21 protein-coding genes are annotated in these 26,945 nt (G+C 72.8%); 17 read left to right on the top strand and 4 right to left on the bottom strand.

The window, feature by feature from the left end:
* Positions 1–71: 71 nt before the first annotated feature.
* The 8 genes from recG (at position 72) to mutM (ending at position 7,664) form a co-directional block, all read left to right on the top strand.
* On the top strand, positions 72–2,312 hold the full coding sequence (gene recG, locus AB0L74_RS09375; RefSeq protein WP_365647783.1) for an ATP-dependent DNA helicase RecG: 2,241 nt from the start codon (positions 72–74) through the stop codon (positions 2,310–2,312).
* 180 nt (positions 2,313–2,492) lie between these two features.
* Positions 2,493–3,080: a 16S rRNA (guanine(966)-N(2))-methyltransferase RsmD gene (rsmD, locus tag AB0L74_RS09380; protein ID WP_365647785.1), complete on the top strand. Its 588-nt coding sequence runs from the start codon at positions 2,493–2,495 to the stop codon at positions 3,078–3,080.
* 26 nt (positions 3,081–3,106) lie between these two features.
* The gene (gene coaD / locus AB0L74_RS09385) at positions 3,107–3,586 is read left to right on the top strand and encodes a pantetheine-phosphate adenylyltransferase (RefSeq protein WP_365648180.1); all 480 of its coding nucleotides are present in this window, start codon (positions 3,107–3,109) and stop codon (positions 3,584–3,586) included.
* A gap of 140 nt (positions 3,587–3,726) precedes the next feature.
* Entirely contained in the window at positions 3,727–4,839 is a 1,113-nt protein-coding gene (locus AB0L74_RS09390; RefSeq protein WP_365647788.1) for an ATP synthase F0 subunit B, read from the top strand.
* Between the two features lie 126 nt (positions 4,840–4,965).
* On the top strand, positions 4,966–5,610 hold the full coding sequence (locus AB0L74_RS09395) for a YceD family protein (RefSeq protein WP_365647791.1): 645 nt from the start codon (positions 4,966–4,968) through the stop codon (positions 5,608–5,610).
* 2 nt (positions 5,611–5,612) lie between these two features.
* A complete protein-coding gene (gene rpmF / locus AB0L74_RS09400; protein WP_007493396.1) occupies positions 5,613–5,786 on the top strand; it encodes a 50S ribosomal protein L32 in 174 nt (57 codons plus the stop codon).
* Between the two features lie 7 nt (positions 5,787–5,793).
* A complete protein-coding gene (rnc, locus tag AB0L74_RS09405; RefSeq protein WP_365647794.1) occupies positions 5,794–6,636 on the top strand; it encodes a ribonuclease III in 843 nt (280 codons plus the stop codon).
* Between the two features lie 167 nt (positions 6,637–6,803).
* Positions 6,804–7,664 carry a bifunctional DNA-formamidopyrimidine glycosylase/DNA-(apurinic or apyrimidinic site) lyase gene (mutM, locus tag AB0L74_RS09410; RefSeq protein WP_365647797.1) on the top strand — a complete coding sequence of 287 codons (861 nt, stop codon included), beginning with the start codon at positions 6,804–6,806 and terminating at the stop codon, positions 7,662–7,664.
* Positions 7,665–7,679: 15 nt separating this feature from the next.
* Here the strand turns inward: mutM and AB0L74_RS09415 are convergent, their stop codons facing one another.
* Together AB0L74_RS09415 and AB0L74_RS09420 are read right to left on the bottom strand one after the other, a co-directional pair.
* On the bottom strand, positions 7,680–8,081 hold the full coding sequence (locus tag AB0L74_RS09415) for a helix-turn-helix domain-containing protein (RefSeq protein ID WP_365647799.1): 402 nt from the start codon (positions 8,079–8,081) through the stop codon (positions 7,680–7,682).
* A 71-nt stretch (positions 8,082–8,152) separates the two neighbouring features.
* Positions 8,153–9,406, bottom strand: a complete 1,254-nt coding sequence (locus tag AB0L74_RS09420; RefSeq protein WP_365647802.1) for a CAP domain-containing protein — start codon at positions 9,404–9,406, stop codon at positions 8,153–8,155.
* A 162-nt stretch (positions 9,407–9,568) separates the two neighbouring features.
* On the opposite strand from AB0L74_RS09420, the gene AB0L74_RS09425 reads away from it, so the two are divergent.
* The 4 genes from AB0L74_RS09425 (at position 9,569) to AB0L74_RS09440 (ending at position 15,902) form a co-directional block, all read left to right on the top strand.
* The gene (locus AB0L74_RS09425) at positions 9,569–9,850 is read left to right on the top strand and encodes an acylphosphatase (protein ID WP_365647805.1); all 282 of its coding nucleotides are present in this window, start codon (positions 9,569–9,571) and stop codon (positions 9,848–9,850) included.
* 377 nt (positions 9,851–10,227) lie between these two features.
* On the top strand, positions 10,228–10,431 hold the full coding sequence (locus tag AB0L74_RS09430; RefSeq protein WP_142192916.1) for a hypothetical protein: 204 nt from the start codon (positions 10,228–10,230) through the stop codon (positions 10,429–10,431).
* A gap of 259 nt (positions 10,432–10,690) precedes the next feature.
* The gene (smc, locus tag AB0L74_RS09435) at positions 10,691–14,245 is read left to right on the top strand and encodes a chromosome segregation protein SMC (protein ID WP_365647808.1); all 3,555 of its coding nucleotides are present in this window, start codon (positions 10,691–10,693) and stop codon (positions 14,243–14,245) included.
* 238 nt (positions 14,246–14,483) lie between these two features.
* Positions 14,484–15,902 carry a sugar porter family MFS transporter gene (locus tag AB0L74_RS09440; RefSeq protein ID WP_365647811.1) on the top strand — a complete coding sequence of 473 codons (1,419 nt, stop codon included), beginning with the start codon at positions 14,484–14,486 and terminating at the stop codon, positions 15,900–15,902.
* A 703-nt stretch (positions 15,903–16,605) separates the two neighbouring features.
* On the opposite strand, the gene AB0L74_RS09445 is transcribed toward AB0L74_RS09440, so the two are convergent.
* Positions 16,606–18,093: a cytosine permease gene (locus tag AB0L74_RS09445; protein ID WP_365647814.1), complete on the bottom strand. Its 1,488-nt coding sequence runs from the start codon at positions 18,091–18,093 to the stop codon at positions 16,606–16,608.
* Positions 18,094–18,337: 244 nt separating this feature from the next.
* Here AB0L74_RS09445 and ftsY point away from each other — a divergent pair, with 244 nt between their 5' ends.
* Positions 18,338–19,555 (top strand): signal recognition particle-docking protein FtsY, encoded by a 1,218-nt coding sequence (gene ftsY, locus AB0L74_RS09450; RefSeq protein ID WP_365647817.1) that lies wholly within the window; start codon positions 18,338–18,340, stop codon positions 19,553–19,555.
* Between the two features lie 181 nt (positions 19,556–19,736).
* Here the strand turns inward: ftsY and AB0L74_RS09455 are convergent, their stop codons facing one another.
* Positions 19,737–20,447, bottom strand: coding sequence for a bifunctional DNA primase/polymerase (locus AB0L74_RS09455; RefSeq protein ID WP_365647820.1), 711 nt, complete (start codon positions 20,445–20,447; stop codon positions 19,737–19,739).
* Between the two features lie 446 nt (positions 20,448–20,893).
* Here AB0L74_RS09455 and AB0L74_RS09460 point away from each other — a divergent pair, with 446 nt between their 5' ends.
* The 4 genes from AB0L74_RS09460 (at position 20,894) to AB0L74_RS09475 (ending at position 26,916) form a co-directional block, all read left to right on the top strand.
* Positions 20,894–22,405 carry a hypothetical protein gene (locus AB0L74_RS09460; protein ID WP_365647823.1) on the top strand — a complete coding sequence of 504 codons (1,512 nt, stop codon included), beginning with the start codon at positions 20,894–20,896 and terminating at the stop codon, positions 22,403–22,405.
* 303 nt (positions 22,406–22,708) lie between these two features.
* Positions 22,709–24,052: an ammonium transporter gene (locus AB0L74_RS09465; RefSeq protein ID WP_365647826.1), complete on the top strand. Its 1,344-nt coding sequence runs from the start codon at positions 22,709–22,711 to the stop codon at positions 24,050–24,052.
* Positions 24,049–24,387 carry a P-II family nitrogen regulator gene (locus AB0L74_RS09470; RefSeq protein ID WP_365647829.1) on the top strand — a complete coding sequence of 113 codons (339 nt, stop codon included), beginning with the start codon at positions 24,049–24,051 and terminating at the stop codon, positions 24,385–24,387. The genes AB0L74_RS09465 and AB0L74_RS09470 overlap by 4 nt, the downstream gene beginning before the upstream one ends.
* A 30-nt stretch (positions 24,388–24,417) precedes the next feature.
* Positions 24,418–26,916, top strand: coding sequence for a [protein-PII] uridylyltransferase (locus tag AB0L74_RS09475; protein WP_365647832.1), 2,499 nt, complete (start codon positions 24,418–24,420; stop codon positions 26,914–26,916).
* Positions 26,917–26,945: the final 29 nt, after the last annotated feature.

Raw genomic sequence — 26,945 nt, forward strand, 5'->3', positions numbered from 1 at the left:
CGGGCCCGGGAGGGGTTGTCACCGAGGCGCTGGTGGACGCGTCTACGGCTTTGTCAGTGGCGTGGTGTGCAATGGATCTCGTGCCCGCACTGCGAGAACCACTGCAACAGCCACTGAAGTCGGTGCTCGGCCCCGCCACCGCGAAGGTGATGGCCGAGCATCTCGGCCTGCACACCGTCGGCGACCTCCTCCACCACTACCCGCGCAGATACGAGGAGCGGGGCCAGCTCACCCACCTCGCCGACCTCCCCATGGACGAGCACGTCACCGTGGTCGCCCAGGTCGCCGACGCCCGGCTGCACACCTTCGCCTCCCCCCGGGCCCCGCGCGGCAAGGGGCAGCGCCTGGAAGTGACCATCACCGACGGCAGCGGCCGGCTCCAGCTGGTCTTCTTCGGCAACGGCGTGCACAAGCCGCACAAGGAACTCCTGCCGGGCACCCGCGCGCTGTTCGCGGGCAAGGTGTCGGTCTTCAACCGCCGTCTCCAACTGGCCCACCCCGCATACGAGTTGCTGCGCGGCGACGACGAAGACGGAGCGGCGGAGACGGTCGAGAGCTGGGCCGGCGCCCTGATCCCCATCTACCCGGCCACCGCCAAGCTGGAGTCGTGGAAGATCGCCAAGGCCGTCCAGACGGTGCTGCCCAGCGCCCAGGAGGCCGTCGACCCGCTCCCCGGGGCACTGCGCGAGGGCCGCGGCCTGGTCCCCCTCCCCGAGGCCCTGCTGAAGATCCACCGCCCGCACACCAAGGCGGACATCGCTGACGCCCGCGCCCGGCTGAAGTGGGACGAGGCGTTCGTCCTCCAGGTCGCCCTCGCCCGCCGCCGCCACGCCGACGCCCAGCTTCCCGCCGTCGCCCGCGAGCCCCGGCCCGACGGCCTGCTCGCGGCCTTCGACGCCCGCCTCCCCTTCACCCTCACCGAGGGCCAGCGGAAGGTCTCCCGGGAGATCTTCGCGGACCTGGCGACCGAGCATCCGATGCACCGGCTGCTCCAGGGCGAGGTCGGCAGCGGCAAGACCCTGGTGGCCCTGCGCGCCATGCTGGCCGTCGTCGACGCGGGCGGGCAGGCGGCGATGCTGGCGCCCACCGAGGTGCTCGCCCAGCAGCACCACCGCTCGGTCGTCGAGATGATGGGGGAGCTCGCCGAGGGCGGCATGCTCGGCGGGGCCGAACACGCCACCAAGGTGGTGCTGCTGACCGGCTCCATGGGCGCCGCCGCCCGCCGCCAGGCCCTGCTGGACCTGGCCACCGGCGAGGCCGGCGTCGTGATCGGCACCCACGCGCTGATCGAGGACAAGGTGCGGTTCCACGACCTCGGCCTCGTCGTCGTCGACGAACAGCACCGTTTCGGCGTGGAGCAGCGCGACGCGCTGCGCGGCAAGGGCAGGCAGCCGCCGCACCTGCTGGTCATGACCGCCACACCCATCCCGCGCACGGTGGCCATGACCGTCTTCGGCGACCTGGAGACCTCCGTCCTGGACCAGCTCCCGGCCGGGCGTTCGCCCATCGCGAGCCATGTCGTCCCGGCCGCCGACAAGCCGCACTTCCTCGCGCGGGCCTGGGAGCGGGTGCGCGAGGAGGTCGGCAACGGCCACCAGGCGTACGTCGTCTGCCCGCGCATCGGCGACGACGCCGACGAGGCGGCGGACGCCAAGAAGGCCGCGAAGAAGGAGGCTTCCGAGGGCGAGGCGGACAAGCGCCCGCCGCTGGCCGTCCTGGACGTCGCCGAGCAGCTCGCCCGGGGGCCGCTCAAGGGGCTCCGGGTGGAGGTGCTGCACGGCCGGATGCAGCCCGACGACAAGGACGCGGTCATGCGCCGGTTCGCCGCCGGGGAGGCGGACGTGCTGGTGGCCACCACCGTCATCGAGGTCGGCGTCAACGTCCCCAACGCCACCGTGATGGTGGTCATGGACGCCGACCGCTTCGGTGTCTCCCAGCTCCACCAGCTGCGGGGCCGCGTCGGCCGGGGGTCCGCCCCGGGGCTGTGCCTGCTGGTCACCGAGATGCCCGAGGCCAGCGCCGCCCGGCAGCGGCTCAACGCGGTCGCCGCCACCCTCGACGGCTTCGAGCTGTCCCGCATCGACCTCGAACAGCGCCGCGAGGGCGATGTCCTCGGCCAGGCGCAGTCCGGCGCCCGGTCCTCCCTGCGCGTGCTCGCCGTCATCGAGGACGAGGAGGTCATCGCCGAGGCGCGCCGCGAGGCCGCGGCGGTCGTGGCGGCCGACCCGGACCTGGAGTACCTGCCGGGACTGCGCACCGCGCTGGACGCCCTGCTGGACGAGGAGAGAGAGCAGTACCTGGAGAAGGGCTGAGGACCGCGCGGACGGCCGGGCGCGCGGCGGCCCGCCCGGCACCACGGGCCGGCACCACGGGCCGCGGCCGCCCACGGCGGCCGGGCGCCCCGTGCCCCGCCCGCGGAAAAGGCGGCGAGGCGCCCCCGTGTGCCGCCTGCGAAACTGGATCCACCACCGCACTACTCACAAGGACCCCAGATGACCCGCGTGATCGCCGGCGCGGCCGGCGGACGTCGCCTGGCCGTCCCGCCAGGGACCGGCACCCGCCCCACCTCCGACCGCGCGCGCGAGGGCCTCTTCTCCACCTGGCAGTCCCTGCTCGGCGGCCCCCTCCAGGGTGAGCGGGTCCTCGACCTGTACGCGGGTTCCGGCGCCGTCGGCCTGGAGGCGCTGTCCCGGGGCGCCGGCCACACGCTGCTCGTCGAGGCCGACGCCCGCGCCGTCCGCACGGTCCGGGAGAACGTGAGAGCCCTCGGCCTGCCCGGCGCCGAGGTCAGACAGGGCAAAGCGGAACAGATCATCCGCACGGCACCCCCGGCCGCGCCGTACGACCTGGCCTTCCTCGACCCGCCGTACGCCGTCTCGGACGACGATCTTCGGGAGATTCTGCTCACACTCCGCTCGGAGGGCTGGCTCGCGGAGGAAGCCCTCGTCACCGTGGAGCGCAGCACCAGAGGCGGCGAATTCCGGTGGCCCGACGGCTTCGAGGCGATCCGGGACCGTCGCTACGGCGAGGGAACGTTTTGGTACGGTCGCGCCGCCTCTACGTGCGAAGACGCACGATGACCGGACCGGAGAGCGAGGGATCACAAGTGCGCCGCGCCGTCTGTCCCGGGTCGTTCGACCCGATCACCAATGGACACCTCGACATCATCGCCCGCGCGTCCAGGCTGTACGACGAGGTCTACGTCGCGGTGATGATCAACCAGTCCAAGAAGGGCCTGTTCGCCATCGAGGAGCGGATCGACCTGATCCGCCAGGTCACCGCCGAGTACGGCAACGTCCGCGTCGAGTCCTTCCACGGCCTGCTCGTCGACTTCTGCAAGCAGCGCGACATCCCCGCCATCGTCAAGGGCCTGCGCGCCGTCAGCGACTTCGACTACGAGCTCCAGATGGCGCAGATGAACAACGGCCTCTCCGGCGTGGAGACGCTCTTCATCCCCACCAACCCCACCTACAGCTTCCTGTCGTCCTCCCTCGTCAAGGAGGTCGCGACCTGGGGCGGCGACGTCTCCCACCTGGTGCCCGAGCCGGTGCTCCAGGCGCTGACCGAGCGGCTGCGCACCGACTGAGCGCCACCGGGCCGGATGCCGCCGGACCGCCACGGGCGCGGCCGGCCCGGCCGCTCGTCACCCGGTGTCCCCCGCCCGCCCCGGGGCCGTACAGTCGTCCCGTCCGTCTCCAACACAGCTGTAGAGAGTGGCGAGCACAGGTGGACGTGCAGAAGAAGCTCGACGAGATCGTCGCGGTGGTCTCCGGCGCCCGGTCGATGCCCATGTCGGCGTCGTGCGTGGTCAACCGCGCCGAACTGCTCTCCCTGCTGGAGGAGGTGCGCGCGGCGCTCCCCGACTCCCTCGCCAGAGCCCAGGAACTGATCGGCGACCGCGAGCAGATGGTGGCGCGGGCCCGCCAGGAGGCCGAGCGCATCATCGAGAGCGCGCACGCCGAGCGCGGCTCCCTGATCTCCGGCACCGAGGTCGCCCGCCGCTCGCAGGCCGAGGCCGACCGGATCCTGGCCGAGGCCCGCCAGGAGGCCGAGGAGATCCGCGCCGAGGCGGACGAGTACGTCGACTCAAAGCTCGCCAACTTCGAGGTCGTCCTCACCAAGACCCTCGGCTCCGTCGGCCGCGGCCGCGAGAAGCTGCTGGGCACCGGCCCCGGCCTCGACGAGGACGGCTACGCGGACGCGGACGCCCCCGAGCGCAGCCACGACCCGGAGACCCTGCGCCGCGACGCCGACGCCTACGTCAACGCCAAGCTGGGCGCGTTCGAGGCGGTCCTCGCCAAGACGCTGGAGGCGGTCGGCCGCGGCCGGGAGAAGCTGCACGGCCGGATCGCCACCGACGACCTCGGCGCCCTCGCCGACGACACCACCAGCCTCCAGCACTCCAGCGACGCCGACTACCTCGCCGACCTGGCGGCCCTCGCCGCCGGGCCCGCGACCCCGCCGCAGCCCCCGGCGGCACCCCCGACGGTGCCGTCCCAGCCGTCGTACGGCGCCCAGGAGTCCTACGCCTACCAGCAGGCGCCCCAGGCCGACCCGTACGGCTACCAGCAGCAGTACGGCGGCCAGGACCCCTACGGCTACCAGCAGGCCGACCCGTACGCCTATCAGGGCTACGAGGCCCCGCAGGAGGCCCGGGAGGGCCACCCGGGCGCTCCCGGAGCCGGCGGCCCCCAGGCAAGCCCTCAGCCGGACTCCCGGGGAAGCCACCAGGGGTACGCCCTGGACGAGACCAGCCTGTTCGACACGAGCATGATCAGCGCCGAACAGCTGCGCCGGTACGAGCAGCAGTACGAGCAGCGGTACGAGCAGGACCGCTGACCGCGGATTGGGCCGAGAGCGAAAGGTCCAGTATCCTGGCTGTTCGGTCGCGTGTACGTCCGCGATCAGCGCTGCCCGGGGACACCGCTGGGCGGCGTCCCCTGAGCTCGAAGACCGAAAGCAGGAATGGCCCTGAACGCCCGTCTCGACCACCGCAACCCTCTCGTGATCGACACCCACGAGCTGGGGCGGCGGCCCGGTGCGCTGCAGCGCCTGACCCGCACGGTCGACGCTCCCCGGGACCTCGGTATCCAGGGAGTGATCGGGGTGCCGGAAGGCGCCCCGGTGGAGCTCGAACTCCGCCTTGAGTCGGTCATGGAAGGTGTGCTCGTCACAGGCACCGCCCGTGCGACGGCCGAGGGGGAGTGCGTAAGGTGTCTGGAGCCGGTCGAGCTGGAGCTCGAAGCGGACTTCCAGGAGATGTTCTCGTACCCTGACGCCGACGACCGGGGCCGCCCTGTGGCGGAACCGGGCGACGACGCCGAGGACGACGAGGACAGGCTCTTTGTCGAGGACGGTCTGATCGACCTCGAAGCCGTGCTGCGTGATGCGGTGGTGCTCGCACTGCCGATGCAGCCGGTGTGCCGGGAAGACTGCCCCGGTCTGTGCGCCGAGTGCGGGGCACGGCTGGCGGACGACCCGGACCACCACCATGACGCCGTCGACATCCGTTGGGCGGCACTGCAGGGACTCGCCGGTTCACTCGAACCCGGTGATAAGGACGACAAGAGCGGCGCCGAAGCGGGCGTCGACGAGAAGCAGGAGAAGTAGCCGTGGCTGTTCCGAAGCGGAAGATGTCGCGCAGCAACACGCGCCACCGCCGGTCGCAGTGGAAGGCTGCGGTCCCCACCCTGGTTGCGTGCGAGCGCTGCCACGAGCCCAAGCTGCAGCACATCGCGTGCCCGTCGTGCGGCACCTACAACAAGCGCCAGGTCCTCGAGGTCTGAGCGGCTGGTGAGAGGCACTGTGTCCACTGCCAAGAAGGCGGAAGACGCCGAAGCCGGCAGTTCCCGCCGACGCGGGGGCGGCCCGGCGGACAACCAGGCCTCGTCCCACACGCTTCTGGAAGGGCGGCTCGGCTATCAGGTCGAGTCCGCCCTTCTGGTGCGAGCACTGACCCACCGTTCCTACGCGTACGAGAACGGCGGTCTGCCGACGAACGAGCGGCTGGAGTTCCTCGGGGACTCCGTGCTCGGTCTCGTCGTCACCGACACGCTGTACCGCGCCCACCCCGACCTGCCCGAAGGCCAGCTGGCCAAGCTGCGGGCCGCGGTGGTCAACTCGCGCGCGCTGGCGGAGGTGGGACGTTCGCTCGACCTCGGCTCCTTCATCCGGCTCGGCCGCGGTGAAGAGGGCACGGGCGGCCGGGACAAGGCGTCCATCCTCGCCGACACCCTCGAAGCGGTGATCGGCGCGGTCTACCTCGACCAGGGTCTCGACGCGGCGTCCGAACTGGTGCACCGCCTGTTCGACCCCCTGATCGAGAAGTCCTCCAACCTCGGAGCCGGCCTGGACTGGAAGACCAGCCTCCAGGAGCTCACCGCGACCGAGGGGCTCGGCGTGCCCGAGTACCTGGTCACGGAGACCGGCCCCGACCACGAGAAGACCTTCACTGCTGCCGCCCGCGTCGGAGGCGTCTCGTACGGCACCGGCACCGGCCGCAGCAAGAAGGAGGCGGAGCAGCAGGCCGCGGAGTCCGCGTGGCGGGCCATCCGGGCCGCGGCGGACGAGCGCGTCAAGGCGACGGCCGCCGAGGTCGTCGCACAGAACGGCGCCGACACCTCGGCCTCCGCCTGACACCGAGCCCTACCCGAGCGCCCGCCCCCGCCCAGGGGACGGGCGTTCGGTTCTCGATACGGCCCGGCCCTCGCGGCGGGCCCCTCGACGGCCCGGCCGCGATCGGCACGGGCCATACGGCGGCCCCGACAGGTGTTCGGGCCGCACACGTGCGGACAGGGGAGCACATGCCCGAGTTGCCCGAGGTCGAGGTCGTCCGGCGCGGCCTGGAACGGTGGGTCGCCCACCGCGCCGTCGCCGACGCCGAGGTCCTGCACCCGCGCGCGATACGCCGCCACGTCGCCGGTGCCGACGACTTCGCCCACCGCCTCAAGGGCCACCGCATCGGCACCCCCAGCCGCCGCGGCAAGTACCTGTGGCTGCCCCTGGAGGACACCGGCCAGGCCATCCTCGCCCACCTCGGCATGAGCGGCCAGCTGCTGGTCCAGCCGCACACGGCACCGGACGAGAAGCACCTGCGCATCCGGGTCCGCTTCGCCGACGGCCTGGGAACCGAACTGCGCTTCGTCGACCAGCGCACCTTCGGCGGCCTGTCGCTGCACGACACCACCCCCGACGGGCTGCCCGACGTCATCGGGCACATCGCCCGCGACCCGCTGGACCCGCTCTTCGACGACGAGGCGTTCCACCAGGCGCTGCGCCGCAAGCGCACCACGATCAAGCGGGCCCTGCTCGACCAGTCCCTGATCAGCGGCGTCGGCAACATCTACGCCGACGAGGCCCTGTGGCGCGCCCGCCTCCACTACGAGCGCCCGACGGCCGGCTTCACCCGCCCCCGCACACTGGAGCTCCTCGGCCACATCCGGGACGTCATGAACGCGGCCCTCGCGGTGGGCGGCACCAGCTTCGACAGCCTGTACGTCAACGTCAACGGCGAGTCCGGCTACTTCGACCGCTCGCTCGACGCCTACGGCCGCGAGGGCCTGCCGTGCCGCCGCTGCGCCACCCCGATGCGCCGGCGCCCCTGGATGAACCGCTCCAGCTACTACTGCCCCGCCTGCCAGCGGGCACCCCGCGTCCGGCCGTAGCCACGGCGCACGGCGTTAGGCGGAGGGCCGGCGGGCGTCGTAGCGCTCCCGCGCCGCGAGCACCTGGTCCATGCTGCCCTCCAGGAACTCGATGAGACCGGCCAGCCGCTCGGCCACCTCGCGCCCGAGCGGCGTCAGCTCGTAGTCCACGCGCGGCGGGTTGGTGGGCTGCGCCTCACGGTGCACCAGACCGTCGCGCTCCAGCGCGTGCAGCGTCTGGGAGAGCATCTTCTCGCTGACGCCGTCGACCCGGCGGCGCAGCTGGTTGAAGCGGAAGGACCCCTCGCACAGGGCGCCGAGCGTCAGCGCGCCCCAGCGCCCGGTGACGTGCTCCAGGATGCCGCGCGAGGGACAGTCCCGTGAGAACACGTCGTACGGAAGGTCCCGCTCCGCCGTACGCCCCTGTGTGATCGCCATGACTCCAGCGTAGGCGAGCACAGCGCTGACCGAGAGCTTGCGCTCACCGCAAGACAGCGTAGGTGTGCGGCTCAGTAGCCGAAGTTCTGCGTCCACCACGGGCCGCCCGACCCGAAGTGCACGCCGACTCCCAGCGTCGTGAAGTCGCAGTTGAGGATGTTGGCGCGGTGGCCCGGGCTGTTCATCCAGGAGTCCATGACGGCCTGGGCGTCGGCCTGGCCGCGGGCTATGTTCTCCCCGCCGAGGTTGCTTATCCCGGCCTTCTCGGCCCGGTCCCACGGGGACGCGCCGCTGGGGTCGGTGTGGTCGAAGAAGCCCTGCTCGGCCATGGCGTCGCTGAAGTCCCCGGCCAGGTCGGCGAGGGCGCTGTTGGCCGCGAGCGCACTGCACCCCACCTTGGCCCGCTCCTCGTTGACCAGCCGGAGCACCTCGGCCTCGGCGGCGGCCTCGCGGGACACGGTGACGGGTGCGCCGGACTTCTCCGGCTCCTGTGTGGCCGTGCGGGTGGGCGCCGGGGCCGTCCCGCCGGCGGAGACCGTCGGCCGCTCCGCCTCCTTCGGGGCCTGTGACCCCTGCGGCTCGCCGGACTTCGAGGGCGTCCCGGACTTCGAGGGCGTCCCGGACTTCGAGGGCGTCCCGGACTTCGAGGGCGTCCCCGACTTGGACGGTGTCCCGGACGGTGACGCCGACGGGGTCGTCGGGCTCGCGGCGGGGGAGGACGGGGAGCCCGGGCCGGTCGTGCCGGGGCTCGTGGCCGTGCCCTCCTCGCTCTCGGCGCTGCCGGAGGTGCCGCCCTGCTCGGCGGGGGTGTTGGTCGGCAGGTCGGCGGACTGCACCCGGTCGCCGCCGGAGCCGCCGCCGAGCCGGTAGTTGTCCAGCCCGGGCACCGCGCCCGTGGTGACGGCGACCGCGCCGATGGCGACGGCGGCGGAGATGCCGAGCAGGCCCGTGCGGACCGGCGTCGCGGCCCTCTTCTTCCGGCGCCGGCGGGGGCCCGCGCCGCGCGTGCCGTGCTCGGGCGTGAAACCGCCGTGACTCCCGTCGGGAGGGGAGGCGGGACCGGCGGCCACCCCTTCGACTTCCCGGCCGGCGTCGCTCGCGCCGCCCGTCGCGTCGTCCGTCCCGAACAGGTAGGCGTCGCTCTTGGCGCGGACCTCGGCGTACGCCTGGGAGTCCAGCGAGGGCGGGGTCCCCATCGCGGGGCGGCCTGCCGCGGGAGAGTCCAGCGGGGGGCGCTCCCCCGGGGCGGAAGCGTCGGTGTGTCCGGCCGTCGTGGCGCGGCCCGTGGCGGCGCGGCCGGCGGCGGAGCGTCGGTGGCGTCCCATGTCCTGGCCTTCCCTTGTCCTCGCGGTCGACTCGTCCTCGCGATCCACACCCAACTCACACGATCGAGTGAGTTTCATATGAGATGCATTGCGTCGGGACGGTACCTCATGCTGGGAAGGGACGACGTGTCCGGAGAGGCATCGCCCGGTTAGGTTGCCCCCATGAGCGAGGATGTACGGATGGTCGCCTGGGTGCGCGGACGCGTCCAAGGTGTGGGTTTCCGCTGGTTCACGCGGGCGAGGGCCCTGGAACTCGGGAGTCTGAGTGGTTTTGCTCTCAATTTGGACGACGGGCGGGTCCAAGTGGTCGCGGAAGGCCCGCGAGAGCGCTGTGACGCCCTCCTGGACTGGCTGCGCGGCGACGACACGCCCGGGCGCGTGGACGGAGTGACAGAGATCTGGGACACACCTCGCGGCGGCTACGACGGCTTCGCCGTCCGCTGACCGCGCGCCACCGGCGGCCCCGGCGGCGGTCCGCGAGACCGTCCGCCGGGGGCGCCGGAAGGAAAACGAGCAGGTGATTGCGGACGAGGGCTTGCCCTGCGGAGCCGCGCACGACAGGATGATCGCCACGCCCTGAGGGCCCCGCAGAAGTCGCCGCGCCGCCGGTTCCGGCCGCGCGCCCCGGGTCGCCCGCCCCTACAGGGCGTGATCGTGTTGACCGTCAAACTTTTTGGTGAGACGCTGAAAGCCCGCGCACCTTAGCTGTTTGGCATGGCTGAACGGCAGCACAACTCCAGGCCCTGCCAAGCACCGCGGGTGCGGAACCCTCACGACCCACACCGCTTCGGTCGGTCACTCATTGTGGAGGACCATCCATCATGGCAAAGGCGCTTCTCGGTTACGTCGGCGGCTCGGACCCGCGACTCCTCGCCGAGATGCGACGGCTCCAGCAGCGCGTCCAGGACCTGGAATCCGAGCTCGTGCGGATTCAGGCGGAGAACGACGCGCTGACGGCTGCCGCTTCTCACGACAGGATCATGGAGAGCGTTGACGCACACCAGGCGGAGCCTGCGCTGACCTGATCACTGCAACGCTCCACGAAAGCACCAGCAGTGGTCGGGCTGCCCGTACAACCGCTCAGTTCTCAGAGTTGCAAGGGACGCCTCCGGCGTCCCTTCTTTCTTTCCCCCGCGCCCTCGCCCGCCGGCCGCGCCGCCTTCTCTTCCCCGCGCATCCTTTCAGTGTCTTAACGTCTGGTGTGCCCTGCGCGTTGATCCGTGAAACCGCGCGAGGCGGCCGCTTCATGGAGCGGGGCACCCCCGGAAGGTAGAGTCCACCGGCGTGCACCTGAAGGCCCTGACCCTGCGCGGGTTCAAGTCGTTCGCCTCGGCGACCACGCTCCGGTTCGAACCGGGGATCACCTGCGTGGTCGGACCGAACGGCTCGGGCAAGTCCAACGTCGTCGACGCGCTCAGCTGGGTCATGGGCGAACAGGGCGCCAAGTCGCTGCGCGGCGGCAAGATGGAGGACGTCATCTTCGCCGGCACCACGGGCCGCCCGCCCCTGGGCCGCGCCGAGGTCTCCCTGACCATCGACAACTCCGACGGGGCCCTGCCCATCGAGTACTCCGAGGTCACCATCACGCGGACGATGTTCCGCAACGGCGGCAGCGAGTACCGGATCAACGGTGACACCTGCCGCCTGCTCGACATCCAGGAACTGCTGTCCGACTCCGGCATCGGCCGGGAGATGCACGTCATCGTCGGCCAGGGCCAGCTCGACTCCGTCCTGCACGCCGACCCGATGGGCCGCCGCGCCTTCATCGAGGAGGCGGCCGGTGTCCTCAAGCACCGCAAGCGCAAGGAGAAGGCGCTGCGGAAGCTGGACGCGATGCGGGCCAACCTCGCGCGCGTGCAGGACCTCACGGACGAGCTGCGCCGACAGCTCAAACCGCTCGGCCGCCAGGCGGCCGTGGCCCGCAGGGCCGCCGTCATCCAGGCCGACCTGCGCGACGCCCGGCTCCGCCTGCTCGCCGACGACCTCGTACGGCTGCGTGAGGCACTCCAGGCCGAGATCGCCGACGAGGCGGCGCTGAAGGAGCGCAAGGAGGCCGCCGAGCAGGAGCTGAACCGGGCCCTGAAGCGCGAGGCCCAGCTGGAGGACGAGGTGCGCCGCCTCACCCCGCGCCTCCAGCGCGCCCAGCAGACCTGGTACGAGCTGTCCCAGCTCGCCGAGCGGGTGCGCGGCACCGTCTCGCTGGCCGACGCGCGCGTGCAGAGCGCCGCGTCGGCGCCGGTGGAGGAGCGACGCGGCCGGGACCCGGAGGACCTGGAGCGCGAGGCCGCCCGCGTCCGCGAGCAGGAGGCCGAACTCGAAGCCGCCCTGGAGGCGGCCCGGCACGCCCTGGACGACACGGTCGCCCACCGCGCCGAGCTCGAACGCGAGCTGGCGCAGGAGGAGCGGCGGCTGAGGGACGCCGCCCGCGCCCTCGCCGACCGGCGCGAGGGCCTGGCCCGGCTCACCGGGCAGGTGGGGGCGGCCCGCTCGCGGGCCGCCGCCGCCCAGGCCGAGACGGAACGCCTGGGCGCCGCCCGGGACGAGGCCAGGGAACGGGCGGTGGCCGCCCAGGAGGCGTACGAGGCGCTCAAGGCCGAGGTCGACGGCCTCGACGCCGGTGACACCGAACTCGCCGAACGGCACGAGGCGGCCAGGCGCGACCTCGCCGAGGCGGAGGCCGCGCTGGCCGCCGCCCGGGAGGCCGCCACCGCGGCGGAGCGCCGGCGCGCCGCCACCCAGGCCCGGCACGACGCCCTCGCCCTGGGCCTGCGCCGCAAGGACGGCACCGGCGCGCTGCTCGCCGCGCGGGACCGGCTCACCGGCCTGCTGGGCCCGGCCGCCGAGCTGCTCACCGTGACCCCCGGGTACGAGGTGCCGCTCGCCGCCGCCTTCGGTGCCGCCGCCGACGCGCTCGCCGTGGCGAGCCCGGCCGCCGCCGCCGACGCCCTGCGCCTGCTGCGCAAACAGGACGCCGGCCGGGCCACCCTGCTGGTCGCCGGCGCCCCCGGCGACGTACCCGAGGAGACCGGCAGCGGCGGGCCGCCGTACGCGGCCGACCTGGTGCGCGGGCCGGACGAGCTCATGCCCGCCGTACGGCGGCTGCTGCGCGGGATCGTCGTCGTCGCCACCCTGGAGGACGCCGAGGAGCTCGTCTACGCGCGGCCCGGCCTGACCGCCGTCACCGCCGAGGGCGATCTGCTGGGTGCGCACGTCGCGCACGGCGGATCCGCCGGGGCGCCCAGCCTCCTGGAGGTGCGGGCGTCCGTGGACGAGGCCGCCGCCGAGCTGGCGGAGCTGGCCGTACGGTGTGCGGAACTGGCCGGGGCGCAGCAGGCGGCGGGGGAGCGGCGCCGGGAGTGCGCCGCGCTGGTGGAGGAGCTGGGGGAGCGGCGGCGGGCCGCCGACCGGGAGAAGTCGGCCGTGGCCCAGCGGCTCGGGCGGCTGGCCGGGCAGGCGCGGGGCGCCGCAGGTGAGGCCGAGCGGTCGGAGGCCGCCGCGCGACGGGCGCAGGAGGCGTTCGACGAGGCGGCGGCGCGGGCCGGGGAACTCGCCGAGCGGCTCGCCGTCGCCGAGGAGACGCCGGCCGGGGAGGAGCCCGACACCACGCGCCGCGACCGGCTCGCCGCCGACGGGGCCAACGCCCGCCAGACCGAGATGGAGGCCCGCCTCCAGGTCCGTACGCACGAGGAACGGGTCAAGGCGCTGGCCGGGCGGGCCGACTCGCTGGACCGGGCCGCCCGCGCGGAGCGCGAGGCACGCGCGCGTGCCGAACGGCGCCGGGCCCGGCTGCGGCACGAGGCGGCCGTCGCCGAGGCGGTCGCCTCCGGTGCCCGGCAGCTCCTCGCCCACGTCGAGGTCTCCCTCACCCGTGCCGAGCAGGAGCGGACCGCCGCCGAGGCGGCCAAGGCGCGCTGCGAGCGGGAGCTGGCCGCCGCGCGCACCGCGGGCCGGGACCTCAAGGCGGAACTCGACAAGCTGACGGATTCAGTCCACCGGGGAGAGGTACTCGGCGCCGAGAAGCGGCTGCGGATCGAGCAGCTGGAGACCAAGGCGCTGGAGGAACTCGGTGTGGAACCGGCGGGGCTCGTCGCCGAGTACGGTCCGGATCAGCCGGTGCCGCCCTCGCCCGCCGCCGACGGCGAGCAGCCGCCGGACGATCCGGACCATCCGCGCAACCGGCCCCGCCCCTTCGTACGGGCCGAGCAGGAGAAGCGGCTGAGGGCGGCCGAGCGGGCCTACCAGCAGCTCGGCAAGGTCAATCCGCTGGCCCTGGAGGAGTTCGCGGCGCTGGAGGAGCGGCACCAGTTCCTCAGCGAGCAGCTGGAGGACCTGAAGAAGACCCGCGCCGACCTGCTCCACGTCGTCAAGGAGGTCGACGAACGGGTCGAGCGGGTCTTCACCGAGGCGTACCGGGACACCGCCCGCGAGTTCGAGGGCGTGTTCGGCCGTCTGTTCCCGGGCGGTGAGGGCCGGCTCGTGCTGACCGACCCCGACCGCATGCTGACCACGGGTGTGGACGTCGAGGCCCGGCCGCCGGGCAAGAAGGTCAAGCGGCTGTCGCTGCTGTCCGGCGGGGAGCGCTCGCTGACCGCCGTGGCGCTGCTCGTGTCGATCTTCAAGGCGCGGCCCAGCCCGTTCTACGTCATGGACGAGGTCGAGGCCGCGCTCGACGACACCAACCTGCGGCGGCTGATCCGGATCATGCAGGAGCTGCGGGAGACCTCGCAGCTGATCGTGATCACGCACCAGAAGCGGACGATGGAGGTCGCCGACGCCCTCTATGGCGTGTCCATGCAGGGCGACGGTGTGTCGAAGGTCATCTCCCAGCGGCTCCGCTGAGGTTCGGGCGGGTCTGGACCGGTCGCGACCTGCACATCTGAAAACTTCCACCCCCAGGACTTCAAGTCTTGAACACTAGGACGCCAACTATGGCTGAAAACTCACAGGCTTTGGCCTATTGACTTCGAAACTTGAAGGCATAGTCTCTGCAACGTTGCTTTTACCTTCAGGTACCTTCAGGTCACCTCGAAGGGCTTCACCCACCCCGGCAGCGTTGCCGGTGGCCCGAGGAGTACACGTGACCAGCACAGCGCAGGCACCCAAGTCAGGAGCCAGGACGGCTCACCCCGAACATCTCGGGCACGTCATCTTCATCGCGGCGGCGGCCGCCATGGGCGGCTTCCTCTTCGGCTACGACAGCTCCGTCATCAACGGCGCCGTCGAGGCCATCCGGGACCGCTACGACGTCGGCTCCGCGGCGCTGGCCCAGGTCGTCGCCATCGCGCTGATCGGCAGCGCCATCGGCGCGGCGACCGCCGGCCGCATCGCCGACCGCATCGGCCGCATCCGCTGCATGCAGATCGCCGCTGTCCTCTTCACCGTCAGCGCCGTCGGCTCCGCCCTGCCCTTCGCGCTGTGGGACCTCGCCTTCTGGCGCGTCATCGGCGGTTTCGCCATCGGCATGGCCTCCGTGATCGGCCCCGCCTACATCGCCGAGGTCGCCCCGCCCGCCTACCGCGGCCGGCTCGGCTCCTTCCAGCAGGCCGCCATCGTCATCGGTATCGCCGTGTCGCAGCTCGTCAACTGGGGGCTGCTGAACGCCGCCGGCGGCGACCAGCGCGGTGAGCTGCTGGGCCTGGAGGCCTGGCAGGTCATGCTCGGTGTCATGGTCGTCCCGGCCATCCTCTACGGCCTGCTGTCCTTCGCCATCCCCGAGTCCCCGCGCTTCCTGATCTCCGTGGGCAAGCACGACCGCGCCCGCGAGATCCTCGCCGAGGTCGAGGGCAAGGACGTGGACCTGGACGCCCGCGTCACCGAGATCGAGACGGGCATGAAGCGCGAGGAGAAGTCCTCCTTCAAGGACCTGCTCGGCGGCACCTTCTTCTTCAAGCCGATCGTCTGGATCGGTATCGGCCTGTCGGTCTTCCAGCAGTTCGTCGGCATCAACGTCGCGTTCTACTACTCCTCGACGCTGTGGCAGTCGGTCGGCGTCGACCCGTCGGACTCGTTCCTCTACTCGTTCACGACGTCGATCATCAACATCGTCGGCACCGTGATCGCCATGATCTTCGTGGACCGCATCGGCCGTAAGCCGCTCGCCATCATCGGCTCGGTCGGCATGGTGATCGGCCTGGCTCTGGAGGCCTGGGCCTTCTCCTACGACCTGGTCGGCGGCAAGCTGCCGGAGACCCAGGGCTGGGTCGCCCTGATCGCCGCCCACATGTTCGTCCTCTTCTTCGCCCTGTCGTGGGGTGTGGTCGTCTGGGTCATGCTCGGCGAGATGTTCCCGAACAAGATCCGCGCCGCCGCGCTGGGCGTCGCCGCCGCCGCGCAGTGGATCGCCAACTGGGCCATCACCGCGAGCTTCCCGTCGCTGGCCGACTGGAACCTCTCCGTCACCTACGTGATCTACACGGTCTTCGCCGCGCTCTCCATCCCGTTCGTCTGGAAGTTCGTGAAGGAGACGAAGGGCAAGGCCCTGGAGGAGATGGGCTGACCGGCCCGCCGCACAGGCCCGAGGAGAAGGGCCAAGTCCCCGCTGCCCCTCTCCTCGTACCCGAGGCGCGCTGCCCCGGCTCCCCCCGACCGCGAGGTCGGCGGAGCCGGGGCAGCGCGCCTTTCGGTGTTCGTGGACGTTCGAGCGTTCGGGAGTCCCGGGGTCTACGGGGGCGTGGCGGCAGGCAGCGCTGAGTGCTCCACAACGTGGGCGCGGGGACGGCGGGGGAGAGGCGGCGAGGGCCCCCGTGTGAGGGGAGCGGCGGACGGGAGCGGAGCCAAGCGCGGTCCGGTGCGTCTCCCGGCACCACCCGGACGTCCCCCCTTCTCCTGGACGTTCACGTCCCCCCTTCTCCCGGACGTTCTCCTGGACGCCGGACACCGCTCCCGAAAGCCCGCTCTCCGGACGCTGTCCCGTGCTCTACGGGGCGCTCCCGTCCCCGCTCCCTTCGCGCCACGACCGCCGCCGGAATCGGGCGCACGGCAACGGCCCACGACAGCGACACGGGAACGGGCGCAGAAGCGGGGCACACGACAGCGGGCACAGGAGCAGCCGGGCACACGACCGCGGGTGCAGAGCAGCCGGGCACACGACCGCGGCGGCACAGGAGGGGGGCACCCACCGCGTCCGGCCGCGCGAACGACGACGTCCCCCTCCGCCCGGCGGGGCGAGGGGGGACGTGGGCGGAGGCCGAGGCCGAGGATCAGACGGTGAGCGAATCCGGTCGCGCGGCCTGGCCGGCCTGCCCGGGGACCCCTGCCCGCTCGGTGGGCCCGCCCGGCTTCCCCGGGGTGACCACGGCGGGCTTGGGCAGGGCCAGATACAGCAGACCGGAGATCACGACCGTGGCCACCCAGCCGAGGCCGTACTCGCCGATGACGTTGTTGGTGGCGAGCGGCCCGGTGAACCAGTCGGACGTGCTGAACATCAGGCCCGCGACCAGGCCCACCGCCCAGGCGGCCACCGCGGCGGGGGAGAACCCGCCCCGGTACCAGTAGGCGCTGGTGCGTCCCGTGTCGGCCATGGCCTCGCCGTCGTACTCCCGGCGGCGCAGCATGTCGGCGCCGAAGACGCCGACCCAGGCGGAGAAGGCCACCGCGAGCAGCGACAGGAAGGCGATGAAGGAGCCCATGAAGCTGGTCGCCACCAGCATCAGCACCCCGCCGAACACCAGGGAGATCACGGCGTTGACCGAGACGGCCCAGTGCCGGGGGACCTTGATGCCCAGGGTCTGCGCGGTGAAGCCCGCCGAGTACATCGACATCGAGTTGATCAGCAGCATGCCGATCAGGGCGATCAGCAGGTACGGCACCGCGATCCACGTCGGCAGGATCTCGCCGAGGAAGGAGACCGGGTCGGCGGCCGAGGCCAGATCCGGCGTCGAGACGGCCATGACCACGCCCATCAGGACCATGGGCAGGACGACGATGCCGGCCCCGCCGACCGTGACGCCCACGATGCCCTTGGCGGAGGCGGTACGCGGCAGGTAGCGCGTGAAGTCGGGGGCGGACGGGATCCAGCTGACGCCGCCCGCCGCGATCAGCCCCACGCCGGCGATCATCGCCGCCACCGAGCCGGCGGACCGGTCGAAGACCCGCGCCCAGTCCGTGTCGACGACCAGATAGACCAGCACCAGCACCGAGAAGACGCCGAACAGGTACGTCGCGTACTTGTTGCACTTCTGGACCGCGTTGATGCCGAGGCCGGAGATCGCGAAGGTCGCGACCACGAAGGCGAGCAGCATCACCATGTCCAGGACGCTGTTGGCCCGTACGCCGAAGAGGATGTCGACGACGGAGAGCATGGCGTAGGCGCCGGTGACCGCGTTGATCGTCTCCCAGCCCCAGCGGGCCACCCAGATCAGCGAACCCGGCAGCAGATTGCCGCGCTGCCCGAACACCGCGCGGGACAGCGCCATGCCGGGCGCGCCGCCGCGCTTGCCCGCGATGCCGATCAGCCCGACCAGGCCGTACGACACGATCGGCGCGGCCACGGCGACGACGAGGGCCTGCCAGAGGTTCAGGTGGTAGGCCACGACGAGGCTCGCGCCCATCGTCAGCAGCAGGACGCTGATGTTGGCGCCCACCCAGGTGGGGAACAGCTCGCGCGTCCTCGCGGTGCGCTCCTGGTCGGGCACCTGCTCGATGCCGCGGGTTTCCAGGGCGCCTTCGGTCTCGGCGGTTTTGCTCATGAACGTGGGGTTTCCATGCCTCGGTCGTGGGGGGTCCGCGCCCCGGGGAGCCGCTGCGTTCCGGGTCCTCGGGCGGCGGGAGAGGTGGAGCGGGGGGCAGTGGGGACGACGGGGACTCTACGCGCGTTGAAGCGCTGTCTTCCATCGTACTTTGCTCCGAGTCCTGCCCCCCAGGGGCCTTTGTCCTTTGGATGAAGTCACAAACGGGGTGTCCCCGGGACCCATGGCTGATACTGGACGGGTTATGGACATCGTCATCCTTGCTGTAGTCATCGCCGTGGTCGTGATCGGCGCCCTCGGCGGGCTGGTGGTGGGCAGTCGCCGCAAGAAGCGGCAGCTGCTCCAGCCGCCGCCCACCGCGCCCGACATCACCGCCCCTCCGGCCGAGCCGCACGTCGGCGAAGAGGCCGAGACACCGCGCGACGAACCGCGCCGGACGGTAGAGGAGGTGGACCTCCCGGACGGCGGCACCGGCCCCGTCGCCGTCGAGGAACCGCCCGCCGTCGAAGAGCTCGAAGTACCCGCGATCGAGGTGCCCGAGCCCACCGCCGGCCGTCTGGTCCGGCTCCGCGCCCGCCTGTCCCGCTCCCAGAACGCCCTGGGCAAGGGCCTGCTCACGCTGCTGTCCCGCGAGCACCTCGACGAGGACACCTGGGAGGAGATCGAGGACACGCTGCTGACCGCCGACGTCGGCGTGATGCCCACCCAGGAACTGGTCGAGCGGCTGCGCGAGCGCGTGAAGGTGCTCGGCACCCGCACGCCGCAGGAGCTGCGCGGCCTGCTGCGCGAGGAACTGCTCACGCTGGTCGGTCCCGACCTGGACCGCACCGTCAGGACCGAGCCCGAGGGCCGCAAGCCGGGCATCGTGATGGTCGTCGGCGTCAACGGCACCGGCAAGACCACCACCACCGGCAAGCTCGCCCGCGTCCTGGTGGCCGACGGCAACTCCGTCGTCCTCGGTGCCGCCGACACCTTCCGCGCCGCCGCCGCCGACCAGCTCCAGACCTGGGGCGAACGGGTCGGCGCCCACACCGTGCGCGGCCCCGAGGGCGGCGACCCGGCCTCCGTCGCCTTCGACGCGGTCAAGGAGGGCAAGGAGATCGGCGCCGATGTCGTCCTCATCGACACCGCCGGCCGCCTGCACACCAAGACCGGCCTCATGGACGAGCTGGGCAAGGTCAAGCGCGTGGTGGAGAAGCACGCCCCGCTGGACGAGGTGCTGCTCGTGCTCGACGCCACCACCGGCCAGAACGGCCTGGTCCAGGCCCGTGTCTTCGCCGAGGTCGTCGACATCACCGGCATCGTGCTCACCAAGCTGGACGGCACCGCCAAGGGCGGCATCGTGGTCGCCGTGCAGCGTGAGCTCGGCGTGCCGGTCAAGCTGATCGGTCTCGGCGAGGGCGCGGACGACCTCGCGCCGTTCGAGCCGGAGGCGTTCGTGGACGCGCTGATCGGTGACTGAGACGCGGTTACCGAGCACGACGGCCCGGTCGCCGGCCCCGGTGGCCGCGTACGAAGAGGCGCCCGCCCCGAGACTCAGCCGGGAGCGGGCGCTTCGCCGTACCGGCCGGCGAGCCCCGGGGCCCGCCTGACGGTTCCCGCCCCGCCCCGCGGCGTCCGGCGGGACCGCTCACCGGCGCCGGTCAGGCGCCGTCGTTCGCCCGCGAGCCGATCCGGGACGGCCGGCCCCGGGCCCGCGACCGGTGCGCCAGATGGGCCAGGGTCCCCAGCAGCAGCCGCGCCTCCGGCGGGCTGGCCGCCGAGTCGAGAGCGGGCGGACGCAGCCAGCGCACCGGGCCCAGCCCGCCCCGGTCGGAGGGCGGGGCCGTCAGGTACGCACCCGGGCCGAGGCCGCGCAGGTCGAGGGTGGAGGGAGTGTCCCAGCCCAGGCGGTACAGCAGCCGGGGCAGCTCGGCCGCGCCGCCCGGAGCGACGAAGAAGTGGGCGCGGCCCTCAGGGGTCGCCGTGACCGGGCCGAGCGGCAGGCCCATGCGCTCCAGCCGGGTCAGCGCCCGGCACCCGGCCGGCTCCGCCACCTCGATCACGTCGAAGGCCCGGCCGACCGGGAGCATCACGGAGGCGCCGGGGACCCGGGCCCATGCCTCGGTCACCTCGTCCAGCGTGGATCCGGCGGGGATCTCCGGCGCGAAGTCCAGCGGATGCGCGCCCGGGGCCCGGCAGTCGCCACGGCCGCAGGAACAGGCCCCCGCGGCGGCCCGCGCGCCCGGCACCACGTCCCAGCCGTACAGCCCGGTGAACTCGGCCACCGCCGTGCACTCCGACGAACGGCCACGGCGGCGCGAGCCGGACCGGATGTCGCGGATGCCCCGACTGCCGCCGATGGTGAACCCCATACCCCCTCCAACGGGTCCGGCGCACCGATGGTTACGCAACGGACGCACGACGTGACTCTCTGTTTCCACATCCCCGGTGCCGCGCGATTCAGTCAGCGCCTTGTGGCACTCGGGGTGGCGGACCGGGCGACGCGCGCCCCGGTGTGTACCGCCGCGCTCACCCCCGTCCGGGCTCTGTCAAGTGAATCGTGCGAAGGTTGCCGGGCGTTCATTCGTTGGGGTGGCGAATGGTGGCGTTTCCGGGAACCGCGTGGCCGGAGGGGTGATCGTGGGATTACGGTGCGTGCACACCGCCTGGCGGCACATGCACATGCGGGTATGCCGGAGGCAAGGCGGCGATCTTGCTCGAAGGGCGGGAACCGCCGGACGGCCGGCCGTGTCCACCGGCATTCTGATAGGGCTTGGCGCACCCGGCGCCACGTGGTCTCAGGGATGGGGGCGTTCGAGTGGGCGGCAACGGCGGAAGCGGGACGAGCGCTGGAGACGCTGCCCACGCTGGACACGCTGTGAGCACCGAGAAACGCCCCAACGAGCTGCTGGCGTCATGGTTCGTGCGCAGCGGCTGGTCCAAGGGGGAGCTCGCCCGCCAGGTCAACCGGCGCGCCCGCCAGCTGGGCGCCCACCACATCTCCACGGACACCTCGCGCGTGCGGCGCTGGCTCGACGGGGAGAACCCCCGCGAGCCGATCCCGCGCATCCTGTCCGAGCTGTTCTCCGAGCGCTTCGGCGTCGTCGTCTCCATCGAGGACCTGGGCCTGCGCATCTCCCGCCCGCTCCCCTCGGCGATCGGTGTCGACCTGCCCTGGACGGGCCCGCAGACCGTGGCCCTGATCAGCGAGTTCTCGCGCAGCGACCTGATGCTGGCGCGGCGCGGCTTCCTCGGGAGCTCGCTGGCCCTCTCCGCGGGCCCGTCCCTCATCGAGCCCATGCAGCGCTGGCTCGTCCCCACGCCCCAGGCCCCGCAGCCCGAGCCCGAGCCGGTCCCCGCCACGCGGGCGCGCGGACGCCTGTCCAAACCGGAGCTGGACCTGCTGGAGACGACCACGATGATGTTCCGGCGGTGGGACGCCCAGTGCGGCGGCGGCCTGCGCCGCAAGGCCGTCGTCGGCCAGCTGCACGAGGTGACCGACCTCCTCCAGGAACCCCAGCCCGAGGCCGCGCGCCGCACGCTGTTCAAGGTCGCCGCCGAGCTGGCCGAGCTCGCCGGCTGGATGTCGTACGACGTCGGGCTCCAGCCCACCGCGCAGAAGTACTTCGTCCTCGCCCTGCACGCCGCCAAGGAGGCGGGCGACCGGCCGCTCGGCTCGTACATCCTCTCCAGCATGAGCCGGCAGATGATCCACCTCGGCCGGCCCGACGACGCGCTGGAGCTCATCCACCTCGCCCAGTACGGCAGCCGGGACTGCGCCAGTCCGCGCACCCAGTCGATGCTGTATGCGATGGAGGCCCGCGCCTACGCCAACATGGGCCAGCCCGGCAAGTGCAAACGGGCCGTCCGGCTGGCCGAGGAGACCTTCGCCGACGCCGACGAGTGGGACGAGCCGGACCCCGACTGGATCCGCTTCTTCTCCGAAGCCGAACTGCACGGCGAGAACTCCCACTCCTTCCGCGATCTCGCCTACGTCGCCGGCCGCAGCCCCGCCTACGCCTCCCTGGCCGAGCCCCTGATGCGGCGGGCCGTGGAGCTGTTCGAGAAGGACAGCGAACACCAGCGGTCGTACGCGCTGAACCTGATCGGCATGGCCACCGTGCACCTCCTGCGGCGGGAACCGGAGGAGAGCACGGTCTATGCCAAGGAGGCCCTGCGGATCGCCGCCAAGGTCCGCTCCGAACGCGTCAACACCCGGATCCGCAAGACGGTCGGCACGGCCGCACGCGACTTCGGCGACCTCGCCGATGTCGCCGACCTCACCGAACGGCTCGCCGTCGAGCTGCCCGAGACCCCCGTGGCGGTCTGACGCCCCGCAAGCCCCGGCCGCGGCCGGCCTTCCCGAACCGCCCGACTCGGCTCCCCCACGCCAGGTCAGCGGAAGGCCGCCGCGGCCGGTTCGGTTCGGTTGCGCCACGATAACGATCGCGCGGCCGGACATCTCGCGGTTCATCGACGCGTAACACGCACGGCGCCTTCGTCACGGCGGCGAAACAACGAGGGGCACCCACCGAAACCGCGCTGCGCCAATCTCATGGCGCACAACCGGCCCACCCCTCATTCCGCTCTGGCTTCGCCCGCACGGGGCCGTACCAACGACGAGGAGACGCCGATGGCTCCAGCCATCACGCTTGCCGCAGAGACGGAGCTCTCTGCCGCCAACACAGGCTTCATGCTCATCTGCTCCGCCCTGGTGATGCTCATGACCCCGGCGCTGGCCTTCTTCTACGGGGGCATGGTCCGCGTCAAGAGCACCCTGAACATGCTGATGATGAGCTTCATCAGCCTCGGGATCGTCACCGTCCTGTGGGTGCTGTACGGCTTCTCCCTCGCCTTCGGCACGGACTCCGGCGGCCTCATCGGCTGGAACTCCGACTGGGTCGGCCTGAGCGGCATCGGCCCGGCCGAGCTGTGGGACGGCTACACGATCCCCGTCTTCGTCTTCCTGGTCTTCCAGCTGATGTTCGCCGTCCTCACCCCCGCCCTGATCAGCGGCGCCCTCGCCGACCGGGTGAAGTTCACGGCATGGGCGCTGTTCGTCGCCCTGTGGGCCACGGTCGTCTACTTCCCGGTCGCCCACTGGGTGTGGGGCGCCGGCGGCTGGGCCTTCGAGCTGGGCGTGATCGACTTCGCGGGTGGCACGGCGGTGCACATCAACGCCGGTGCGGCGGCGCTCGGCGTGATCCTCGTCATCGGCAAGCGCATCGGCTTCAAGAAGGACCCGATGCGCCCGCACAGCCTGCCGCTGGTCATGCTCGGCGCCGGTCTGCTGTGGTTCGGCTGGTTCGGCTTCAACGCCGGCTCCTGGCTCGGCAACGACGACGGCGTCGGCGCGCTGATGTTCGTCAACACCCAGGTCGCCACCGGCGCCGCCATGCTGGCCTGGCTCGCCTACGAGAAGATCCGCCACGGCGCCTTCACCACGCTGGGCGCCGCCTCCGGCGCGGTCGCGGGCCTGGTCGCCATCACCCCGGCCGGCGGCGCGGTCTCCCCGCTCGGCGCGATCGCCGTCGGCGCCCTCGCCGGTCTGCTGTGCGCCATGGCCGTCGGCCTGAAGTACAGGTTCGGCTACGACGACTCCCTCGACGTCATCGGCGTCCACCTGGTCGGCGGCATCGCCGGCTCCCTCCTGGTCGGCTTCTTCGCCACCGGCAAGGGCCAGTCCGACGTCGCGGGCCTCTTCTACGGCGGCGGCCTGGACCAGTTCTGGAAGCAGTGCGCCGGTGTCTTCGCGGTCCTCGCCTACTCCCTGGTCGTCTCCGCGGTCCTCGCCTTCCTCCTCGACAAGACGATCGGCATGCGGGTATCGGAGGACGACGAGGTGGCCGGCATCGACCAGGCCGAACACGCCGAGACCGCGTACGACTTCAGCGGAGCCGGCGGCGGTGCCGCCCGCACGACCGCCGCGCCGGCCCCCGTGGCCGTCCCGGCAGAGAACAGGAAGGTGGACGCATGAAGCTCATCACCGCGGTCGTCAAGCCGCACCGGCTCGACGAGATCAAGGAGGCCCTCCAGGCGTTCGGCGTGCACGGCCTGACCGTCACCGAGGCCAGCGGCTACGGCCGCCAGCGCGGCCACACCGAGGTCTACCGGGGCGCCGAGTACACCGTCGACCTCGTCCCCAAGGTCCGTATCGAGGTGCTGGTCGAGGACGACGACGCCGACCAGCTCATCGAGGTCGTGGTCAAGGCGGCCCGCACCGGGAAGATCGGCGACGGCAAGGTCTGGGCGGTCCCGGTCGAGACGGCCGTACGGGTCCGCACCGGCGAGCGCGGTCCCGACGCGCTCTGACACGGCACAGGACAGAACAGGAGCCACCGGGTGACGAGTACGGACGTGACGAAAGAAGCGGAGGACTCCGGACCCGGCGGCTACGCGGCGGCCCGGCTGCGCCTCCTCACCGAGGGGACGCGGTCCGGGCCGCCGCGCCGTACGGCCCTCGCCGAACTGACGGACGACTGGCTGGCCGGCCTCTTCGGCGCGGGAGCGGCGGGGCTGGAGGGCGTGGCGCTGATCGCCGTCGGCGGCTACGGCCGCGGCGAGCTGTCCCCGCGCAGCGACCTGGACCTGCTCCTGCTGCACGACGGCGGCGATCCGCGCGCGGTCGCCGCCCTCGCCGACCGTCTCTGGTATCCCGTCTGGGACCTCGGCCTCGCCCTCGACCACTCCGTCCGCACCCCGGCCGAGGCCCGCCGGACGGCCGGCGAGGACCTCAAGGTCCAGCTCGGCCTGCTGGACGCCCGGCACCTCGCGGGCGACCTGGAACTCGCCGCCCGGCTGCGCGCGGCCGTGCTGGCCGACTGGCGCGAACAGGCCTCCGAGCGCCTCCCCGAACTGCACGAGCTGTGCGCCGAACGTGCCGCGCGCCAGGGCGAGCTGCAGTTCCTGCTGGAACCGGACCTGAAGGAGGCGCGGGGCGGGCTGCGGGACGCCACCGCCCTGCGCGCCGTCGCCGCCTCCTGGCTCGCCGACGCCCCGCGCGAGGGCCTCGCCGACGCCCGGCGCCGGCTGCTCGACGTGCGGGACGCACTGCACCTGGCCACGGGCCGGGCGACCGACCGGCTCGCCCTCCAGGAGCAGGACCAGGTCGCGGCCGAGCTCGGCCTCCTCGACGCCGACACCCTGCTGCGGCAGGTGTACGAGGCGGCGCGGGTCATCGCGTACGCCAGCGACGTCACCTGGCGTGAAGTGGGGCGCGTACTGCGGTCCCGCGCGGCGCGCCCGCGCCTGCGCACACGGGCGAGGGAGCGGGGCGACTTCCTCAGAAGGACGGTGGCGGGCGACGGGAGGGCGCTGAGCGGGGGGAAGCCGGCCGCCGAGCGGTCACCGCTGGCGGAGGGCGTGGTGGAGCAGGACGGCGAGGTGGTGCTCGCCCGTACCGCGCGCCCCGAACGCGACCCCGTGCTTCCGCTGCGCGCCGCGGCCGCCGCCGCGCAGGCCGGGCTCCCGCTCTCGCCGCACGCCGTACGGCGCCTCGCGGCCGCCGCGCGCCCCCTGCCCACGCCCTGGCCCGCCGAGGCGCGCGAGCAGCTCGTCACCCTGCTCGGCTCCGGCCGCCCCACCGTCGAGGTCTGGGAGGCGCTGGAGGCCGAGGGGCTGATCACCCGCCTCCTGCCGGACTGGGAGCGGGTCCGCTGCCGCCCCCAGCGCAACGCCGTGCACGTGTGGACCGTCGACCGGCACCTCATCGAGACCGCCGTGCGCGCCTCCGCGTTCACCCGCCGCGTCAGCCGCCCCGACCTGCTGCTCGTCGCCGCCCTGCTGCACGACATCGGCAAGGGCTGGCCCGGCGACCACTCGGTGGCCGGCGAGATCATCGCCCGCGACGTGGTCGGCCGCATCGGCTTCGACCAGGCGGACGTCGCCGTCGTCGCCACCCTCGTACGCCACCACCTGCTGCTCGTCGAGACCGCCACCCGGCGCGACCTGGACGACCCGGACACCGTCCGCTCGGTCGCCGAGGCGGTCGGCACCCCGGGCACGCTGGAGCTGCTGCACGCCCTCACCGAGGCGGACGCCCTGGCCACCGGGCCCGCCGCCTGGTCGTCCTGGCGCGGCTCCCTCGTCGCCGACCTGGTCGAACGGGTCTCGGCGGTGCTCTCCGGGGACGCGCCCGCCGACCCCGAGGACGCCGCGCCCACCGCCGAGCAGGAGCGGCTCGCCGTCGAGGCGTTCCGCACCGGCGGCCCGGTGCTGGCGCTGCGGGCGCAGACCGAGCCCGCCGCCGAGGAGCCGGCCGGGGAGCCCGAGCCGCTCGGCGTCGAGCTGCTCATCGCCGTACCCGACCAGCCGGGCGTGCTGCCCGCCGTCGCCGGAGTCCTCGCGGTGCACCGGCTGACCGTCCGCACCGCCGAGCTGCGGTCCCTGCCGCTGCCGGACGGCGTCGACGGCTCCGTCCTGCTGCTGGACTGGCGGGTGGCCGCCGAGTACGGCTCCCTGCCGCAGGCCGCCCGGCTGCGCGGGGACCTGGTCCGGGCACTGGACGGCACCCTGGACATCGCCGCCCGCCTCGCCGAACGGGACGCCGCCTACCCGCGGCGCCGTGGCGTGGTCGCGCCCCCGCCGCGGGTGACGGTCGCCGCGGCCGCCTCGCGCCTGGCCACGGTGATCGAGGTGCGCGCGCAGGACGCGCCGGGGCTGCTGTTCCGGATCGGGCGGGCGCTGGAGGGGGCGGGCGTGCGGGTGCGCAGCGCCCATGTCTCCACGCTCGGCGCCAACGCTGTCGACGCGTTCTACGTCACCGGTGCCGAGGGCGCGCCGCTGCCGGCGAAGGAGGCGGTGGCCGTGGCGCGGAGCCTGGAGGAGACGCTGCGGGCGTGAGGTGTCCGGCACGACCGTGACCCGGGGGT

Source organism: Streptomyces sp. NPDC052020 (assembly GCF_040680575.1).
Classification (GTDB): domain Bacteria; phylum Actinomycetota; class Actinomycetes; order Streptomycetales; family Streptomycetaceae; genus Streptomyces.

Coding starts and splice junctions, on each gene's coding strand:
- recG (WP_365647783.1), top strand. CDS start 72: ATGGATCTCGTGCCCGCACTGCGAGAACCACTGCAACAGCCACTGAAG.
- rsmD (WP_365647785.1), top strand. CDS start 2,493: ATGACCCGCGTGATCGCCGGCGCGGCCGGCGGACGTCGCCTGGCCGTC.
- AB0L74_RS09395 (WP_365647791.1), top strand. CDS start 4,966: ATGGCCCTGAACGCCCGTCTCGACCACCGCAACCCTCTCGTGATCGAC.
- mutM (WP_365647797.1), top strand. CDS start 6,804: ATGCCCGAGTTGCCCGAGGTCGAGGTCGTCCGGCGCGGCCTGGAACGG.
- AB0L74_RS09415 (WP_365647799.1), bottom strand. CDS start 8,081: ATGGCGATCACACAGGGGCGTACGGCGGAGCGGGACCTTCCGTACGAC.
- AB0L74_RS09420 (WP_365647802.1), bottom strand. CDS start 9,406: ATGGGACGCCACCGACGCTCCGCCGCCGGCCGCGCCGCCACGGGCCGC.
- AB0L74_RS09425 (WP_365647805.1), top strand. CDS start 9,569: ATGAGCGAGGATGTACGGATGGTCGCCTGGGTGCGCGGACGCGTCCAA.
- AB0L74_RS09430 (WP_142192916.1), top strand. CDS start 10,228: ATGGCAAAGGCGCTTCTCGGTTACGTCGGCGGCTCGGACCCGCGACTC.
- AB0L74_RS09445 (WP_365647814.1), bottom strand. CDS start 18,093: ATGAGCAAAACCGCCGAGACCGAAGGCGCCCTGGAAACCCGCGGCATC.
- ftsY (WP_365647817.1), top strand. CDS start 18,338: ATGGACATCGTCATCCTTGCTGTAGTCATCGCCGTGGTCGTGATCGGC.
- AB0L74_RS09455 (WP_365647820.1), bottom strand. CDS start 20,447: ATGGGGTTCACCATCGGCGGCAGTCGGGGCATCCGCGACATCCGGTCC.
- AB0L74_RS09465 (WP_365647826.1), top strand. CDS start 22,709: ATGGCTCCAGCCATCACGCTTGCCGCAGAGACGGAGCTCTCTGCCGCC.
- AB0L74_RS09470 (WP_365647829.1), top strand. CDS start 24,049: ATGAAGCTCATCACCGCGGTCGTCAAGCCGCACCGGCTCGACGAGATC.